1 protein-coding gene is annotated in these 18170 nt (G+C 73.6%); it reads left to right on the top strand.

The annotated features are described in order from the left end of the window. Nucleotides 1-412: 412 nt before the first annotated feature. Nucleotides 413-18166 carry a non-ribosomal peptide synthase/polyketide synthase gene (locus tag A3CE_RS0138250; RefSeq protein WP_020645389.1) on the top strand — a complete coding sequence of 5918 codons (17754 nt, stop codon included), beginning with the start codon at nt 413-415 and terminating at the stop codon, nt 18164-18166. Nucleotides 18167-18170: the final 4 nt, after the last annotated feature.

Consider the following 18170-nt stretch of genomic DNA (forward strand, 5'->3'; position numbering starts at 1 on the left):
CACCTGGTGTACTACTCCCCGTCCGGGCGGTCATCCGCGTTTTTTCGGGCTTTCGCTTAATCCTCCGTTCGGCGGTACGAGCATGGCGTCCACTGGGTAGCGTGAGGCCAATCCGGCTGGTCTTGGGGGGCCTCTAGACCGCCGGATGACTGACCTGTCGCACTAGAACACCGGTTGTCGCGAGCGTTCGACTGCCGCTGGCGCCAAATCGGCGCCGCGGTGACGGGCGTCGAAAACGGAACTGTTTCCGAGCTTCGCTGCGCGGCTTCACGGCGGAAAGGATCATTGTGTCGCGCACTTGTTCCACCGTGTTCACCTGGCGTTCCGAGTGCCGGGACGATTTGTTGAACGAGTGGCAAGAAGTGCCGTCGACCCCCCGCTGACGCCCCCTCATGCTCGAAAGGTTCCCGCAATGCCGCGATACGACGTCTCGGTTCCTGCCGCCGTTGTGCCGGGAGACGACGACAGTTCGACCCTCTCCGAACTGATCGGCGACCAAACCGCCCGGACCCCGGAAGCGCTTGCGTTGACCGGTGCCGACGGCACGATGACCTACGCGGCGTTGAACGCGCGGGCGAACCGGTTGTCGCGCTTGCTGGTGCGCCGCGGTGCCGGGCCGGAACGCGTCGTCGCGCTGGTCCTGCCCAGGTCGGCCGACCTGATCGTCGCGCAGCTGGCGGTGGCCAAGGCCGGCGCCGCGTTCCTGCCCGTCGACCCCGACCAGCCCGCCGAGCGGATCGCCTTCATGCTCGCCGACGCACGGCCGGTGCTCGTCGTGACCCGCTCGTCCGCGAACCGGGCCGGCGCCGGCCCGGCGGACACCACCCTCGACCTCGACGACCCCGGGCTGCTCGACGGCCTGCCCGGCGACGACCCCGGCCAGACGCGCCCGCTGCACGTCGACAACCCGGCCTACCTCATCTACACGTCCGGCTCGACCGGCGTCCCCAAGGGCGTGCTCGTCACCCACCGCGGCCTCGCCGGCTTCGCCGCCGCGATGCGGGAGCGCTACGACGTGCGGCCCGGCGACCGCGTCCTGGAATTCGCTTCACCCAGCTTCGACGCGTCGATCCTGGAACTCTGCATGGCGTTGCCGACGGGTGCGGCGCTGGTCGTGCCCCCGGCCGGCCCGCTGCTGGGCGACCGGCTCGCCGGGGTCCTGGCCGAGCACGAGGTGACCCACGCGCTGATCCCGCCGGTCGCGCTGGCCACGCTGTCGCAGGCGCACGCCGCCGCGCTGCCGGACTTCCGCACGGTGATCGTCGGCGGGGACGCCTGCCCGCCCGAACTCGTCCGGACCTGGGCACCCGGGCGCCGGATGATCAACTCCTACGGCCCCACCGAGTTCACCGTCGTGGCGACCTGGAGCGACCCGCTCGTGCCCGGCGGCACGCCCCCGATCGGCCGGGCGCTGCCGGACGCGACCGCGTACGTGCTCGACGAGGCACTGCGCCCGGCGACCACCGGGGAGCTCTACCTCGCCGGCCCGAAGCTGGCCCGCGGGTACCTCGACCGGCCGGGGCTGACCGCGAGCCGGTTCGTGGCCGATCCGTTCGGCGGGCCCGGTGCCCGGATGTACCGGACCGGCGACGTCGTCCGCCGGACCGCCGCCGGCGAGCTGGAGTTCGTCGGGCGGACCGACCACCAGGTCAAGATCCGCGGCTTCCGGATCGAACCCGGCGAGATCGAAGCGCTGCTGCTGAGCCGCCAGGACGTCCGGGAGGCGGTCGTCGTCGCCCGCGAGGACCAGCCCGGCGTCAAACGCCTGGTCGCCTACTTCGCCGGGGACGCCGATCCGGCGGCCCTGCGGTCGGCCGCGGCCGACCGGCTGCCGCCGTACATGGTCCCGGCCGCGTTCGTCCCGCTCAAGGCGATGCCGCTGACGCACCACGGCAAGCTCGACCGCGACGCGCTGCCCGAACCCGACTGGCGGGCCCAGGTCCGCGCCACCCACACCGCGCCCCGGACCCCGGTCGAGCAGGCCCTGGCCGAGATCTGGGCCGACGTGCTCGGCGTGCCCGAGGTCGGCGTGGACATCGGCGTGGATGCGGACTTCTTCGAACTCGGCGGGGACTCGATCCTCGGGGCGCGGGCGCTCGCCCGGATCCGCGCCCGGTTCGGGTCCGACCTGTCCCCGCGGGTGGTGTTCGACGCCCGCACCATCGCGAAACTCGCCGAGCTGCTGCCCGACGACGGCGCCCCGGCCGGCCGGATCGAGCCGGTGGCGCACGACGCCGTGGTGCCGCTGTCGCCGGTCCAGCGTCGCCTGTGGGTGCTCGACCGGCAGAACCCCGGCAACACCGAATACAACGCCGGCGTCGGCCTCACCCTGTCCGGCCCGCTGGACCGCGAGGCCCTGCGCACCGCACTGGACGCGCTGGCCGCGCGGCACGAGTCGCTGCGGACGACGTTCCGGACCGTCGACGGCGAAGGCGTCCAGGTCGTCGCCGGGACGGGGACGATCCCGCTGCGGGAAGCCGTCGCCGAGGCCGGCCTGGACGCGCAGCTCGCGGCCGAACTGGACCGCCCCTTCGACCTGACCACCGGCCCGCTCACCCGGGCCACGCTGATCCGGCGCGGCCCGGACGAACACCTGCTTCTGCTGTGCCAGCACCACATCGTCACCGACGGCTGGTCGGTCGGCCTGCTGGTCGACGAGCTGGCCGCGCTCTACGCGGGGGAGAAGCTCGCCCCGCTGGAGATCGGCTACCGCGACTACTCCCGCTGGCACCGCGACCGGCTGGCCGGGCCGCTGCGCGAGCGGCAGCTGGCGTACTGGCGCGAGCAGCTCGCCGGCCTCGAACCCCTGGACCTGCCGACCGACCGGCCGCGTCCGCCGGTCCGCGCCACCGAAGGCGCGATCCGCCGGTACGAACTGCCCGCCGGCCTCACCGAATTGAGTCACGACACCGGCACGACGCTGTTCACGACGCTGACCGCGCTCGTCCAGGTGCTGCTGGCCCGCTACACCGGGCAGGACGACGTCGCCGTCGGCACCGCGGTGTCCGGCCGCGACCACGACCAGCTCGAACGGCTCGCCGGGTTCTTCGTCAACACCCTCGTCCTGCGGTCCGCCCTCGACCCCGCGCAGCCGTTCGACGAGTTCCTCGACCGGGTCAGGGAAACGACGCTGGCGGCCTTCGCCGCCGCCGAAGTGCCCTTCGACCAGGTCGTCGACGACCTGCGGCCGGCCCGTGACCCGAGCCGGACCCCGCTGGTGCAGGTCCTGCTGGTGCTGCAGCAGGACCTCGTCCGGCCCCGGGAGGCGGGCGCCCTCCGCCTGGGCGAGCACGACCTGCCCCGCCCCCGGGCCCGGTTCGACCTCGTGCTGGAGTTCCAGCCGCAGGGCCGCAGCGTCGCGATCGAGTACGACACCGCGCTCTTCGACGCCGAGACGATCGACCGTTTCGCCGGGCACCTGCGGGTGCTCGCGGAGGCGGTGGTCGCCGATCCGCGCCGTCCGGTGGCCGAGCTGCCGCTCATGGCCGGCGCCGAGCTGGCCCACCTGGACGACCTCGCCCGCGGGCCGGTGCTCGAAGCGCCGGAAACCACGCTGCCGCAGCTGTTCGAGGCCCAGGCGGCCCGCACGCCGGACGCGGTCGCCGTCGTCTGCGAGGACCGCTCGCTCACCTACTCCGAGCTCGACGAGCAGGCCAACCGGCTGGCCCGGATCCTCGTCGAACGGGGCGCCGGACCCGAGCGGTTCGTCGCCGTCTCCCTGCCACGCACCGAACGGATTCTGGTGGCGCTGCTCGGCGTGCTGAAGTCAGGTGCCGCTTACCTCCCGGTCGATCCGGCCTACCCGGCCGACCGGAAGGAACTGATCCTCGACGACGCCGCCCCGGCTCTGCTGCTCACGCCCGACGGCCGGGGCCCCGGATCCGTTCCCGCCCTCGCGTTCGACGGCCCCGGCCTGCTCGCCGGCCGGTCCGCCGCGCCGCTCGTCCGCGCCACGAACCCGGACCACCCGGCCTACGTGATCCACACGTCCGGCTCGACCGGCCGCCCCAAGGGCGTCGTGGTCGCCCACCGCAGCGCCGCGAACCTGATGGCCTGGGCCGGAACCGACTTCCGGGACGTCTTCCGGCCCGGGTCCACAGTGGTCGCTTCGACGTCGCTGAACTTCGACGTCTCGGTGTTCGAGATCTTCGGGCCGCTGATGACCGGTGCCACCGTCGAAATCGTCCGTGACGTGCTGGCCCTCGGCGAAGGCGAGCACGACGGCCGGCCGGTCGGCCTGGTCAGCGGCGTGCCGTCGGCGTTCGCCCAGCTGCTGGCACAGGGCGCGGTGTCGGTGCGGCCGTCCACTGTGGTCCTGGCGGGCGAGGCACTGACGCTGCACGCGCTGCACGACATCCGGAAAGCCTTGCCGGACAGCCGGATCGCCAACATCTACGGGCCCACCGAGTCCACTGTGTACGCCACGGCGTGGTACCACGACACCGACCGCACCCCGCCGATCGGCCGTCCGATCGCCGGGATCCGCGCGTACGTGCTCGACCGCGGCATGCGGCCCGTGCCCGTCGGCGTACCCGGCGAACTGCACCTCGGCGGCGCCGGCGTGGCCCGGGGTTACCTCGGCCGGCCGGGCCTGACCGCCGGCCGGTTCGTGGCCGACCCCTTCGGCGAGCCGGGCGCCCGGATGTACCGCACCGGCGACGTCGTGCGCTGGACCACCCGCGGCGAGCTGGAGTACCTGGGCCGCGCCGACGACCAGGTCAAGATCCGCGGCTTCCGGATCGAGCCCGGCGAGATCGAGGCCGCGCTGCGGCAGCACCCGGACGTGACCGAGGCGGTGGTCGTCGCCCGCACCGACGCCGGGCACCAGCGGCTGGTCGCCTACGTCGTCCCGGACGCGCCCGCGGACCTGCGGGAGTTCCTCGGCGCGTCGCTGCCCGCCCACCTCGTGCCCTCGGCGTTCGTACCGCTCGAGCGGCTGCCGCTCAACCCCAGCGGCAAACTCGACCGGCGCGCCCTGCCGGCCCCGGACTGGGCCGGCGGTACCACCCGCGTCGCGCCGCGCACCGAAACCGAACGGCTGCTCGCGGACATCTGGGCCGACGCCCTCGGGCTGCCCGAGGTCGGCGTCGAGGACAACTTCTTCGAACTCGGCGGCGACTCCATCCTCGGCATCCGGCTGGTGTCCGAGGCCGCGAAGGCGGGCCTGCGGATCACCACCAAGGACATCTTCCGGCACCAGACGATCGCCGCGCTCGCCGCGGCGGCCGGGGCGGCCAGGGTGGCCGCGCCCGTGGCCGAGCGGCCGCCCGCGACCGGAGCGGCCGTCGTCACCCCGATCCAGCACTGGTTCCTCGACACCGACCCCGCCGACCCGGACCACTTCGCCCAGCAGCTGAGCGTCCGGCTCGCCGGCGACGTCGACGAAGACCGGCTGCGGACCGCGGTGAACGCCGTCGTCGCCCACCACGACGCGTTCCGGCTGCGGTTCCGCCGCACCGCCGGCGGCTGGACGCAGGAGCACGCCGAGCCCGCCGAGGTGGACGTCTTCGGCGCGAAGATCGACATCGAGCACGGCCCGCTGGTGAGCGCGGAACTCACCGGCACGACACTGCGCCTGGCCGTGCACCACCTCGTCGTGGACGGCGTCTCGTGGCGGATCCTCCTGGAGGACCTCGATCACGCCTACCACGGGCGGGCCCTCGGCGCCCGGACGACGTCGTTCCAGGACTGGGCCGCCCGGCTCGCCGCGCATTCCTTCGCCGACGACCTCGCCCACTGGCAGGCGGTCGAAGGCGCCCAGATCCCCCTGGACACCGACGGCGTCAACACCGTGGCGAGCACCCGCACGGTCACCACCCGGCTGGACGCCGAGCTGACCCGGGCGCTGCTGCAGGACGTCCCGGGCGTCTACCGCACCCAGGTCAACGACGTGCTGCTGGCCGCGCTCGGCGAAGCCCTGCGCCAGTGGACCGGCGCCGAGCGCGTGCTGGTCGACATGGAAGGCCACGGGCGGGAAGACCTGTTCGACGACGTCGACCTGTCCCGCACGGTCGGCTGGTTCACGTCGATGTTCCCCGTCGCGCTCGACGTGCGCGGCGACGGCCTCGCTTCCCTGCTCAAGTCCGTCAAGGAGCAGCTGCGCGCGATCCCGGCCCGCGGCCTGTCCTACGGCGTGCTGCGCCACCTCGCCGGGACCGCGCCCGCCGTGGCACCCCGGCTCAGCTTCAACTACCTCGGCCGGTTCGAGGTCGAGGGCGAGCTCTACCGGGGCCTCGAGCGGGAACTCGAACTCTCCCAGAACCCCGCGGACGTCCGCGGGCACGCTGTCGACGTCGTCGCGCGGGTCACCGAAGGCCGCCTGGAGATCACCTGGTTCTACTCCGGACAGCTCCACGAGGAAGCCACGATCCGCACGGTCGCCGACGACCTCGTCCGCGGGCTGGCCGCGATCGTCGCGCACTGCACCGAACCCGGCGCCGGCGGCCGCACGCCGTCGGACTTCCCGCTGGCCGGCCTCGACCAGGCAGGAGTGGACCGGTTGGCCGGCGACGGCCGCGACGTCGAGGACATCTACCCGCTCACCCCGGCCCAGGCCGGCATGCTGTTCCACCGGCTCACCGGCGGCGGCCGTCAGGCCTACCTCCAGCAGGTGACGTTCGTGCTGGGCGACGTCCCCGACCCGGCCGCGCTGGCCGGCGCCTGGCAGCGGGTCGTGGACCGGACGCCGGTCCTGCGCACGCAGGTGGTCTGGGACGGGCTCGACTCGCCCGTGCAGGTGGTCCACCGGCAGGTCACCCTGCCCGTCGACCACCGGGACTGGACGACCGAACCCGAAGACCTGGACGCCGTCCTGGCGGCCGACCGCGACGCGGGCCTGGACCTGGGCGCCGTTCCGCTGATGCGGCTGCTGCTCGCCCGCGTCTCGGCGACCGAAGTCCGCGTGGTCTGGACGTTCCACCACCTCCTGCTCGACGGCTGGAGCCTCTTCCAGGTCCTCTCCGACGTCTCGGCCGCGCACGCCGGGCGGCCCCTGCCCACCCGCCGCCCGTTCCGCGACCACGTCCGGTGGCTGGCCGAACAGGACCAGCCGGCGGCGGAACGGTTCTGGCGCGAGCAGCTTTCCGGACGGCCCGAGCCGGTCCGGCTGCGCACCGACCACGCGCCCGACGGCCACCCGGTCGAGTCGACGGCCGCGCTGCGGATCGAGCTGCCCGCGGCTCCGCTGCGCACGGCCGCGCAACGTCACGGACTGACCCTCAACACGCTCGTCCAGGGCGCCTGGGCGGTGCTGCTGGCCCGCCACACCGGACGGCCGGAGGTCTGCTTCGGCACCACGGTCGCCGGGCGGCCCGCCGACCTGCCCGGCGCCGACGAGATCACCGGCATGTTCATCACCACGCTGCCGGTCGTCGCCGACGTCGACGAGCGGGCCGGCGCCGTCGACTGGTTGCGCGGTCTTCAGGAAGCCCAAGCCGAAGCACGGCGCTTCGACCACCTTTCCCTGGCGCGCCTGCAGAGCTGGGGCGGGGAGTTCGACACCCTCCTCGTCTTCGAGAACTACCCGGTCACCGCGGAGCTGGGGCTGCGCGAACTGCGCGGCGTGGAGACCACCAACTACCCGCTCAGCGTCGTCGCCTACCCCGGCGAGGAACGCCTGGAACTGCTCTTCGGCTACGACCCGGCACTCTTCGAGCCGGAGACGATCGCCGGGTTCGCCGGGCACCTGGAGACCCTGCTTTCCGAGCTCGCCACCCGGCCGCACGAGCCGCTCGCCCGGCTGCGCATGCTCACCGACGCCGACCAGCACGACGTCCTGGCCCAGGGGAACGGCGCCTCGCAGGACCTCCCGGACACGACCGTGCCGGAACTGTTCGCCGAGCAGGTGCGGCGCACCCCCGGCGCGGTCGCCGTCACCGGCGAGGAAACCCTGACCTACGCCGAACTGGACGCCCGCGCGAACCGGCTGGCCCACCGGCTGCTCGGCCTCGGCGCCCGGCGGGACGCCCTGGTCGGGCTGCTGCTCGGCCGCTCGGCCGACGTCGTCGTCGCCGAACTGGCGGTGCTCAAGGCCGGCGGCGCGTACCTGCCGCTCGACGCCCGCGCGCCGCGGAGCCGGCTGACGGCGCTGCTCGACGGCGTCCGCGTGCTGGTGACCGACGACGCCGGCCGGGCGCTCGCCCACGACGTCCACAGTGGACCGGTGGTGTCGATCGACGAACCGGGCGACGAGCCGTCCGAGGCGCCGGATGTCCTGCTCCGGCCCGAAAACCTGGCGTACGTCATGTACACCTCGGGGTCGACGGGGACGCCCAAGGGCGTGGCCGTCAGCCACCGGGCCATCGTCGCACTGGCCCGGGAGCGCTCCTTCGCCGTCCCTGCCCACCAAACGGTGCTCATGCACTCCGCGCTGGCGTTCGACGCGTCGACGTACGAGCTGTGGGTGCCGTTGCTCAGCGGCGGCCGCGTGGTCGTCGCGCCGCCGGGGGACATCGACGCCGACGTGCTGCGCCGCGTGATCACCACGCACGGGGTGACCGGGCTGTTCATCACCGCGGGGCTGTTCCGCGTGCTGGCGCAGGAGGATCCCGGCTGCCTGCGCGGCGTCCGCGAGGTGTGGACCGGTGGCGAGGTGGTCCGCCCCGCCGCGGTGCACCAGGTGTCGGACGCGTGCCCGGGCCTCACCGTGGTGGACGTCTACGGGCCCACCGAGGCGACGACGTTCGCCACCCGGTTCCCCCTGCCGCCGGGCGAGCCGGTGCCGGACGTGCTGCCGATCGGGCGGCCGCTGGACGACACGGCGGCCTACGTCCTCGACCACGGGCTGCGCCCGGCCGCGCCGGGTGCCGTCGGCGAGCTGTACCTGGCCGGCACCGGGCTGGCCCGCGGCTACCTCGGGCAGCCGGGACTGACTGCGGAACGGTTCCTGGCCGACCCCTTCGGCGCGCCGGGCGCGCGGATGTACCGCACCGGCGACCTCGTCCGGTGGACTCACGGCCGGCTTTCAGGGGGTCCGGGTGGCGAAGCCCCCGGCCCGGGGCGAAGCCCCGGTAGTCACGCCGGTGTGCTGGAGTTCGTCGGCCGCGCCGACGACCAGGTGAAGATCCGCGGCTTCCGCGTCGAACTGGGGGAGATCGAGACCGCGCTGACCGCCCACCCGGACGTCACCGAGGCCGTCGTCGTCGCGAGGGAGTCCGGCGGGAGCAAGCGGCTCGTCGCCTACGTCGTCGCGACCGGGACGCCGGACCTGCGCGAATTTCTCTTGCGCTCCCTGCCGGACTACCTCGTGCCGGCAGTGTTCGTCCCGCTCGAAGCCCTGCCGCTCAACGAAAACGGCAAGGTGGACCGGCGGGCGCTGCCGGAGCCGGACTTCGTCTCCGGGCCCGGGTACCGCGCACCGGCGACGGACGCCGAACGGCTGCTCGCCGGCATCTGGGCCGAGGTGCTGCGGGTGGACCGCGTCGGCGCCGACGACAACTTCTTCGAGCTCGGCGGCGACTCGATCCTCAGCATTCAGGTGGTTTCCCGGGCCCGCCGCGCGGGTCTCGACCTGATGCCGGGCCAGGTGTTCGACCACCCGACCGTCGCCGCGCTCGCCCTCGCCGCGACCCCGGCCACTCCCGCCGCGGCTGTCGCCGACGCGGAGCCGGTGACCGGCGAGATGCCGCTGACGCCGGTGCAGCACTGGTACCTCGACCCGCGGCCGGTGCACGCCGGGCAGTTCGTCCAGTCCGTCTCGGTCGAGCTGCCCGCCGTGCCGGACCGGGCAGTGCTGCGCCGCGCCCTGCGCGATCTCCAGCTGCACCACGACGCGCTGCGACTGCGGTTCACCCCCGAGGGCCAGCACCACGCGCCCGACGCGACGGACGTCCTCGACGCCGCCATCGACCTCGAAAAGGGGCCGCTGCTGCGCGCCGAGCTGTCCGGCTCGACGCTGACGCTCGCCGCACACCACCTGGTCGTCGACGGCGTTTCGTGGCGGATCCTGCTGGAGGACCTGGAAACTCTCCTCGACGGCGGCGAGCTTCCGGCGAGGACGACGTCCTTCCGCGACTGGTCGCGCACCCTGACCCGCCACACGGCCGAAGGCTTCTTCGACGAGGAACTCGCCCACTGGGCGGCGATCGACGCCGACCCGGCCCTCCCGGTCGACGCGTCGGGCGAAAACACCTACGGCTCGGCCCGCTCGGTGGTCGTGCGGCTGCCCGCCGGACCGACCCGGGCGGTGCTGCACGACGTGCCGGGGGCGTACCGGACGCAGGTCAACGACGTCCTGCTGACCGCCCTTGGCCGTGTCCTGCGGGACTGGACGGGCCGCGACCGCGTCCTCGTCGACCTCGAAGGCCACGGGCGCGAGGACCTGTTCCCCGGGATCGACCTGTCCCGGACCGTCGGCTGGTTCACCTCGATCTTCCCGGTCGAGCTGACCTCGTCCGGCGAGGACTGGGGCGAAGCCCTGAAGACGACCAAGGAGCGGCTCCGCGCGATTCCCCGCCGGGGGATCGGCTACGGCGCCCTGCGATACCTCGCCGGCACCGCCCCGCGCCTGGAACCGCGGATCAGCTTCAACTACCTGGGTCGCTTCGACCACGGCGGTGGCCTGGGCGGCGCCGCGCACCCCGAGCAGACCCGCGTGCACCAGCTCGACGTCGTCGGCGCGGTCGTCGGCGACGAACTCGAACTGACCTGGCACTACTCCACGGGCGTCCACACCGAGGCGACCGTGGGCGGGCTGGCCGACGCCCTCCTGGAAGCCCTCACCGGGATCGTCGGCCACTGCGCCCGGCCGGACGCGGGCGGCCGCACGCCGTCCGACTTCCCCCTGGCCCGCCTCGACCAGGCCGCGGTGGACCGCCTCGCCGGCACCGGCCGGACGGTCGAGGACATCTACCCGCTCACCCCGATGCAGTCGGGCATGGTCTTCCACAGCCTCGTCGACGGCGCGGCCGGGACCTACCTCAACCAGGTGCGGCTGCGGCTGTCCGGCGTCACCGACCCCGAGCGTCTCGCCCGGGCGTGGCAGCGGGTCGTGGCGGACACGCCGGTGCTGCGCAGCCGCGTCGTCTGGGACGGCCTCGACGAGCCCGTGCAGGTCGTCGAGCGGTCCGTCACGGTCCCGGTCGTCCACCTCGACTGGACGGCCCTGGACGAGCAGGAGCGCGCCCGCGAGCAGGAGCGGTTCCTCGACGCCGACCGAGCGCAGGGGTTCGACCTGACCGCCGCACCGCTGCTGCGCCTGGCGTTCGCCCGGCTGCCCGGCGGTGACGTGCTGCTGGTGTGGACGTTCCACCACGTGCTGCTCGACGGCTGGAGCGCCGCGCAGGCGTTCGGCGAGGTCTGCGCCCGGTACGCGGGCGCCGCCGGGCCGGGCCGCCGCCCGCCGTTCCGCGAGTACCTGCGCTGGCTCGGCGAACAGGACACCGCGGCCGCCGAACAGCATTGGCACGAGCAGCTTTCCGGGCTGCGGACGCCGACACCGCTGCCTTACGACCGCCGTCCGGTGGAGGCCCACCGCACGCGGTCCGCCGCGTCGGTCCGGGTGTCGGCGCCGGCCGAGGGGCTGCGGGAGCTGGCCCGGCGCGCCGGCCTGACGCTCAACACGATCCTCCAGGGCGCGTGGGGGCTGGTGCTTTCCCGCTACAGCGGGGAATCCGGCGTCGTCTTCGGCACCACCGTGTCCGGGCGGCCCGCCGACCTGCCGGGCGTCGAGTCGATGGTCGGGCTGTTCATCAACACGCTTCCCGCCCCGGTGTCCGTCCACGATGGACTCGCCGTGGCCGGTTGGCTGCGGGACCTGCAGGCGGCCCAGGCCCGGTCGCGCCGGTACGACTACGTGTCCCTGGCCCAGCTGCAGAGCTGGGCGGGCACCACGCTGTTCGACAGCATCCTGGTCTTCGAGAACTACCCGTTCGACGCCGAGGCCGTGGCCGAGCACGGGATCGGCCTGCACGAGGAAGGCGAGCTGCAGCCGACCAACTACCCGCTCAGCGTGGTCGTCACGCCGGGCGAGCGGCTGTCGGTGTCGTTCGACCACGACCCGGACCTGTTCGACCGGGCCACGATCGACCGGCTGGCCGCGCAGCTGCTCCTGGTCCTGGAGCGCATCACCGCCAACCCGGAACAGCGGGTGGGTGAGCTGGACCTCCTGACCGACGGCGACCGCGAGCAGGTGCTGCGGAGGTTCAACACCACGGCGCACCCGGTGGCCGAGGCCACGGTGGTGAGCCGGTTCGCCGACCAGGTTCGCCGGACCCCGGACGCCCTGGCGGTTGACGACCTGACCTACGCCGAGCTGGACGCCCGCGCCGACGGGCTCGCACACCGGCTGATCGAGCTGGGCGTCGGGATCGAGGATCGGATCGGGCTGCTGCTCGAGCGTTCCGCCGACGTCGTCGTCGCCGAACTGGCGGTGCTCAAGGCCGGTGCCGCGTACGTGCCGGTCGACCTGCGCGCCCCGGCGAGCCGGATGCGCCTGGTCCTGGCCGAAGCGGCCGTGTCCGTGGTCATCGCCGACCGGTCTTGTTCGGACGTCCACAGTGGACTCGTCGCTCGGGTGGATGAGACCGGTTCGGCGGACATGTCGGATGTGGTGGTAAGGCCGGGAAACCTGGCGTACGTGATGTACACGTCGGGGTCGACCGGGACGCCGAAGGGCGTGGCGGTGACCCACCGCGACATCGTGGGCCTGGCTTCCGACCGGTCGTTCACGAGCGAGGCGCACCGGACCGTGCTGCTGCACTCGCCGCAGGCGTTCGACGCCTCGACGTATGAGGTGTGGGTTCCGTTGCTGAACGGCGGGCGGGTCGTCGTCGCGCCGCCGGGGGACGTGGATGCCGAGGTGTTGCGTGATGTCGTCACCCGGCAGGGAGTGCGTGCGCTCTGGCTGACCGCCGGGCTGTTCCGGCTCCTGGCGCAGGAAGATCCCGCCTGCCTGCGGGGCGTCGGCGAGGTGTGGACCGGCGGTGACGTCGTGCCCGCCGCCGCGGTCCGCCAGGTGCGGGACGCGTGCCCGGGCCTGACCGTCGTCGACGGCTACGGCCCCACCGAGACGACGACCTTCGCCAGCCGGTTCTTCTTGGCGCCCGAAGATGTCGTGCCGGACGCGATGCCGATCGGACGGCCGCTGGACAACATGGCCGCCTACGTCCTCGACGAGGGGCTGCGCCCGGTACCGCCGGGCGTGACGGGCGAACTGTTCGTCGCCGGGACCGGCGTGTCCCGCGGCTACCTCGGCCGGCCCGGGCTGACCGCGGAACGCTTTGTCGCCAACCCGTTCGGGGCAGCGGGCGAGCGCATGTACCGCACCGGCGACGTGGTCCGCTGGTCCGCGGACGGCGTCCTGGAGTTCGTCGGCCGCGCCGACGACCAGGTGAAGATCCGCGGCTTCCGCATCGAGCTGGGCGAGATCGAGACGGCGCTGGGGGCCCACCCGGACGTCACCGAGGCCGTCGTCGTCACCCGCGACCGGCGGCTGGTCGCCTATGTCGTCACGGCCGGAAAGCCGGACCTGCGGGCGTGGCTGCAGCGGGACCTGCCCGACTACATGGTGCCGTCGGCCTTCGTGACGCTCGACGCGCTTCCCTTGAGCACCAACGGAAAGGTCGACCGGAACGCCCTGCCCGCCCCGGCCGGAGAGCCGGCGACCGGATACCTGCCGCCGCGCACGGACACCGAGCGCGTGCTCGCCGAAGTCTGGGCCGGCGTGCTCGGCGTGCCCGGCGTCGGCGTCGAGGACAACTTCTTCGAACTCGGCGGCGACTCGATCCTCAGCATCCAGGTCGTCTCCCGCGCCCGCCGGCACGGCCTCGCGCTGACCCCGCGGGACCTGTTCGCCCACCAGACGGTCGCCGCGCTGGCCGTCGCGGCGGGCTCGGCCGCGGTGACCGTGGCCGAGCAGGGACCGGTCGCCGGCCGCGCCGCGCTGACCCCGATCCAGCTCTGGTTCTTCGCCGGGCACTTCGGCGACCCCGGCGAGTTCACCCAGTCGGTTCGGATCGAGCGGGCCGAGCCGTTCGACGTCGACGCCCTGCGCGCGGCCCTGGCCGCCCTGGTCGAACACCACGACGCGCTGCGGATGCGGTTCACCATCGGCGGCCAGGAAAACGCCCCGGCCGAACCGGCGGAGATCCTCGGCGCCGAGATCGACGTGGCGCACGGGCCGCTGCTCACCGCCGAACTGCCCGACCCGGCGACCCTGCGGCTGACGGTCGACCACCTCGTCGTCGACGGCGTCTCGTGGCGGATCCTCCTGGAGGACCTGGAAACCGCCTACCGCGGCGGCCCGCTGCCGCCGAAGACGACGTCGTTCCGCGACTGGGCCAACCGGCTCGCCACCCACGCCGAGGCCGGCGGCTTCGACGACGAACTGCCGTACTGGCGCGACACTCTCGCCGTCGAGGCGCCTCTGCCCGTCGACGGTGACGCGGCGGCCGAGGGCACCGCCACGGTCACCACGCGGCTGGACGCCGAGCTGACGCGGGCACTCCTGCAGGACGTCCCGGGCGTCTACCGGACGCAGGTCAACGACGTGCTGCTGGCCGCGCTGGGCCGCGTCCTGGCCCGCTGGACCGGGCGCGACCGCGTGCTGATCGACCTGGAGGGCCACGGCCGCGAGGACCTGTTCGACGACGTCGACCTGTCCCGCACGGTCGGCTGGTTCACCTCGCTGTACCCGGTCGCGCTGCGGATCGAGGACGACTGGGCCGCCCTGCTCAAGTCCGTCAAGGAACAGCTGCGAGCCGTGCCCCGCCGTGGCGTGGGCTTCGGCGCGCTGCGGTACCTGACCGGAACCGCGCCGGAACTCGAACCCGAAATCAGCTTCAACTACCTGGGCCGCCTCGACGGCTCGGCCGGCAGCCTGGACTCCTCTACCGGCGAGGGCACGGGCCGGGGGCACCTGCTCGACGTCGTCGGCCGGGTGGACCGGGAGACGCTGGAGCTGACCTGGTCCTACTGGCGGGACACGCACACTCCCGCCACGGTGGAGAAGCTGGCCGCCGAACTGGTGGCCGCGCTGGGCGAAATCGTCGCGCACTGCGCCGAGCCCGGGACGGGCGGCCGCACGCCGTCGGACTTCCCGCTGGCCAAGCTCGACCAGCGGCAGGTCGACCGGATCGCCGGCGACGGCCGCGGCGTGGCCGACCTCCACCCGCTGACGCCGATGCAGGCCGGCATGGTCTTCCACGGGCTTTCCCAGGAATCCCAGGGCGTCTACTTCGAGCAGGTCACCGCCGTCCTCGACGGCGTCACCGAGCCGCGGGCGCTGGCCGAAGCCTGGCAGCACGTCGTCGACCGGACGCCGGTGCTGCGCGGCAGCGTCGTCTGGGAGGACGTCCCCGACCCGCTGCTCGTGGTCCACCGCGAAGCACGGGTCCCGGTCACCGAACTCGACTGGCGGCACCGCGATCGCGAAGAGGCCTTGCGCGAGCTGCTCGCCCATGACCGGGCCAAGCCGTTCGACCTGGCGACGGCGCCGCTGCTGTGGGTCACCCTGGCCCGGCTGCCGGACGACGCCGTCCAGCTCGTCTGGACCTTCCACCACGTCCTGCTGGACGGCTGGAGCGTCTTCCAGGTGCTCTCCGACGTCTGCACCGCGTATGCGGCCCTGCGCGACGGAACTCCGCCGGCCCTGCCGCACCGCCGTCCGTTCGCGGACTACGTGACGTGGCTGAGTGGCCAGAACGCCGAAGGCGCCGAGGAGTACTGGCGCCGCGAACTCGGCGACGTCACCGAGCCGACGCCGTTGCCCTACGACCGGGTTCCGGCGGCCGCGCACGAATCGAGCTCGTCGACGTGGGTCGGCCGTGACCTCGACGAGGAAGCGACCAGTCGGCTGGCGGCGTTCGCCCGGCGTGAGCGGCTCACCGTCAACGCCGTCGTGCAGGGCGCTTGGGCGCTCCTGCTGTCCCGGCTCAGCGGCGAGGACGACGTCTGCTTCGGGGCCACCGTGTCCGGTCGCCCGGCCGGGCTGGCCGGGGTCGACGACATCACCGGCATCTTCATCAACACCCTGCCGGTGCGGGTGACCGCCGACCCGGCGGCCCCGGTCGCCGAGTGGCTGCGCACCCTCCAGGCCACCCAGGCCGAGTCGCGCCGGTTCGAGCACGTCCCGCTGACCGCCGTGCAGGGCTGGAGCGGCGTCGAGGGCGGCCGGAACCTGTTCGACAGCCTCGTGGTCTTCGAGAACTACCCGGTCACCGCCGACGACGTCGCCGCGCACGGCGTGCGGCTGCGGGAACTGCAGGCGATGGAGACGACCAACTACCCGCTCAGCGTCGTCGCCGCGCCGGGCCCGCGCCTGTCGCTCGGCGTCGGCTACGACCCGGCGCTGTTCGACGAGGCGACCGCTCAGCGGCTCGCCGGGCAGCTCGGACACGTCCTCGAAACGCTGGCCGAAGACCCGGCCCGGCCGCTGCGGGAGCTCGACGTCCTGACTGCCGCGGAACGCGACCAGGTCCTCGTCGCATTCAACGACACCGGCCACGAGGTCCCGCAGGTCACCCTGACCGACCTGATCGAGGCCCAGGTGGCCGGCACACCCGACGCCGTCGCGGTGGTTTCGCGCGACGAACGGCTCACCTTCGCCGAACTCGATACCCGGGCCGACCGGCTCGCGAGGCTGCTCGCCGCGCGCGGCGCCGGTCCGGAGCGGATCGTCGCGCTCGCCCTGCCGCGCTCGGTGGAGATCGTCGTCGCGCAGCTGGCCGTGCTGAAGACCGGCGCCGCCTACCTGCCGGTCGACCCGGACTACCCCGCCGAGCGGATCGCGTTCATGCTCGCCGACGCGAACCCGGTCGTCGTGGTGACCAAGCCGGGAACGCCGTTGCCGGTGGAAGACGTGCTCGTCCTCGACGGCTCGGAGGCCCACGGCCCGGCCACCCCACTGGCCCGGTCCGTGGCACCGACCGCGCCCGCGTACGTCATCTACACCTCCGGCTCGACCGGCACCCCGAAGGGCGTCGTCGTCACCCACGCCGGCCTGGCGAGCTTCTCCGGCGCCGAGATCGCGCACTTCGACGTCCGGCCGGGCGACCGTGTACTGCAGTTCTCCTCGCCGAGTTTCGACGCTTCGGTGCTGGAACTGTGCATGGCGCTCCCGGCGGGAGCCGCGCTGGTCGTGCCGCCGCCCGGACCGCTGCTCGGCGACCACCTGGCCGCCGTGCTGCGCGACGAAGGCGTCACCCACGCGCTGATCCCGCCGGTGGCCATGGCGAGCGTGCCGGACGTCGCCCTGCCCGGATTCCGCACCCTGGTGGTCGGCGGCGAAGCCTGCCCGGCCGACCTGGTGGCCCGCTGGGCACCGGGCCGCCGGATGATCAACGCTTACGGGCCCACCGAAACCACCGTGGTGGCGACCTGGAGCGACCCCCTCGAACCCGGGGCCACCCCGCCGATCGGCCGCCCGATCCGCAACACCCGCGTCCGCGTCCTCGACGCCGCCCTGCGCCCGGTGCCGATCGGTGTCCCGGGGGAGCTGTACGTCGCCGGCGCCGGTCTTGCCCGCGGGTACCTCGACCGGCCGGGGCTCACCGCGTCGCGGTTCCTCGCCGATCCCTTCGGGGCGCCGGGGACGCGGATGTACCGCACCGGCGACCTGGTGCGCTGGCGGGACGACGGCACGTGCGAGTTCCTCGGCCGCGCCGACGACCAGGTCAAGATCCGCGGCTTCCGGATCGAGCCCGGCGAGATCGAGGCGGTCCTGCGCGGGCACCCGGACGTCCGCGACGCCGCCGTCGTCGCGATCGACCAGCGGCTGATCGCCTACGTCGTGGGCGACGCGGGCACCGGGCTGCGGGAGCACGTCGCCGCGGCCCTGCCGGCCCACTTCGTGCCCGCCGTGTTCGTCCGGCTGGCCGCGCTTCCCCTTACCGCCAGCGGAAAGCTGGACCGGCGGGCGCTGCCCGCGCCGGCCGCGCCGGAAGAGAGCGCCGCGTACGCGGCACCGGAAACCGAGACCGAAGAGGTCCTCGCCGCCATCTGGGCCGAAGCACTCGGGCTCGACCGGGTCGGTGTCGAGGACAACTTCTACGCCCTCGGCGGCGATTCGCTGCGCAGCCTGCAGATCACGTCGATGACGAAGTCCGCCTTCGACGTCGAAATCACTCCCAGGGACGTGCTCACCACCGGCACCGTGCTGGCGCTGGCGGAGCTCGTCGAAGAACGGGTCCTGCAGGACCTCGAGCGGCTCGCCGCCGGACAGGACCACTGAGCAA

Origin of the sequence: Amycolatopsis balhimycina FH 1894 (genome assembly GCF_000384295.1) — a bacterium.
Lineage (GTDB): Bacteria > Actinomycetota > Actinomycetes > Mycobacteriales > Pseudonocardiaceae > Amycolatopsis > Amycolatopsis balhimycina.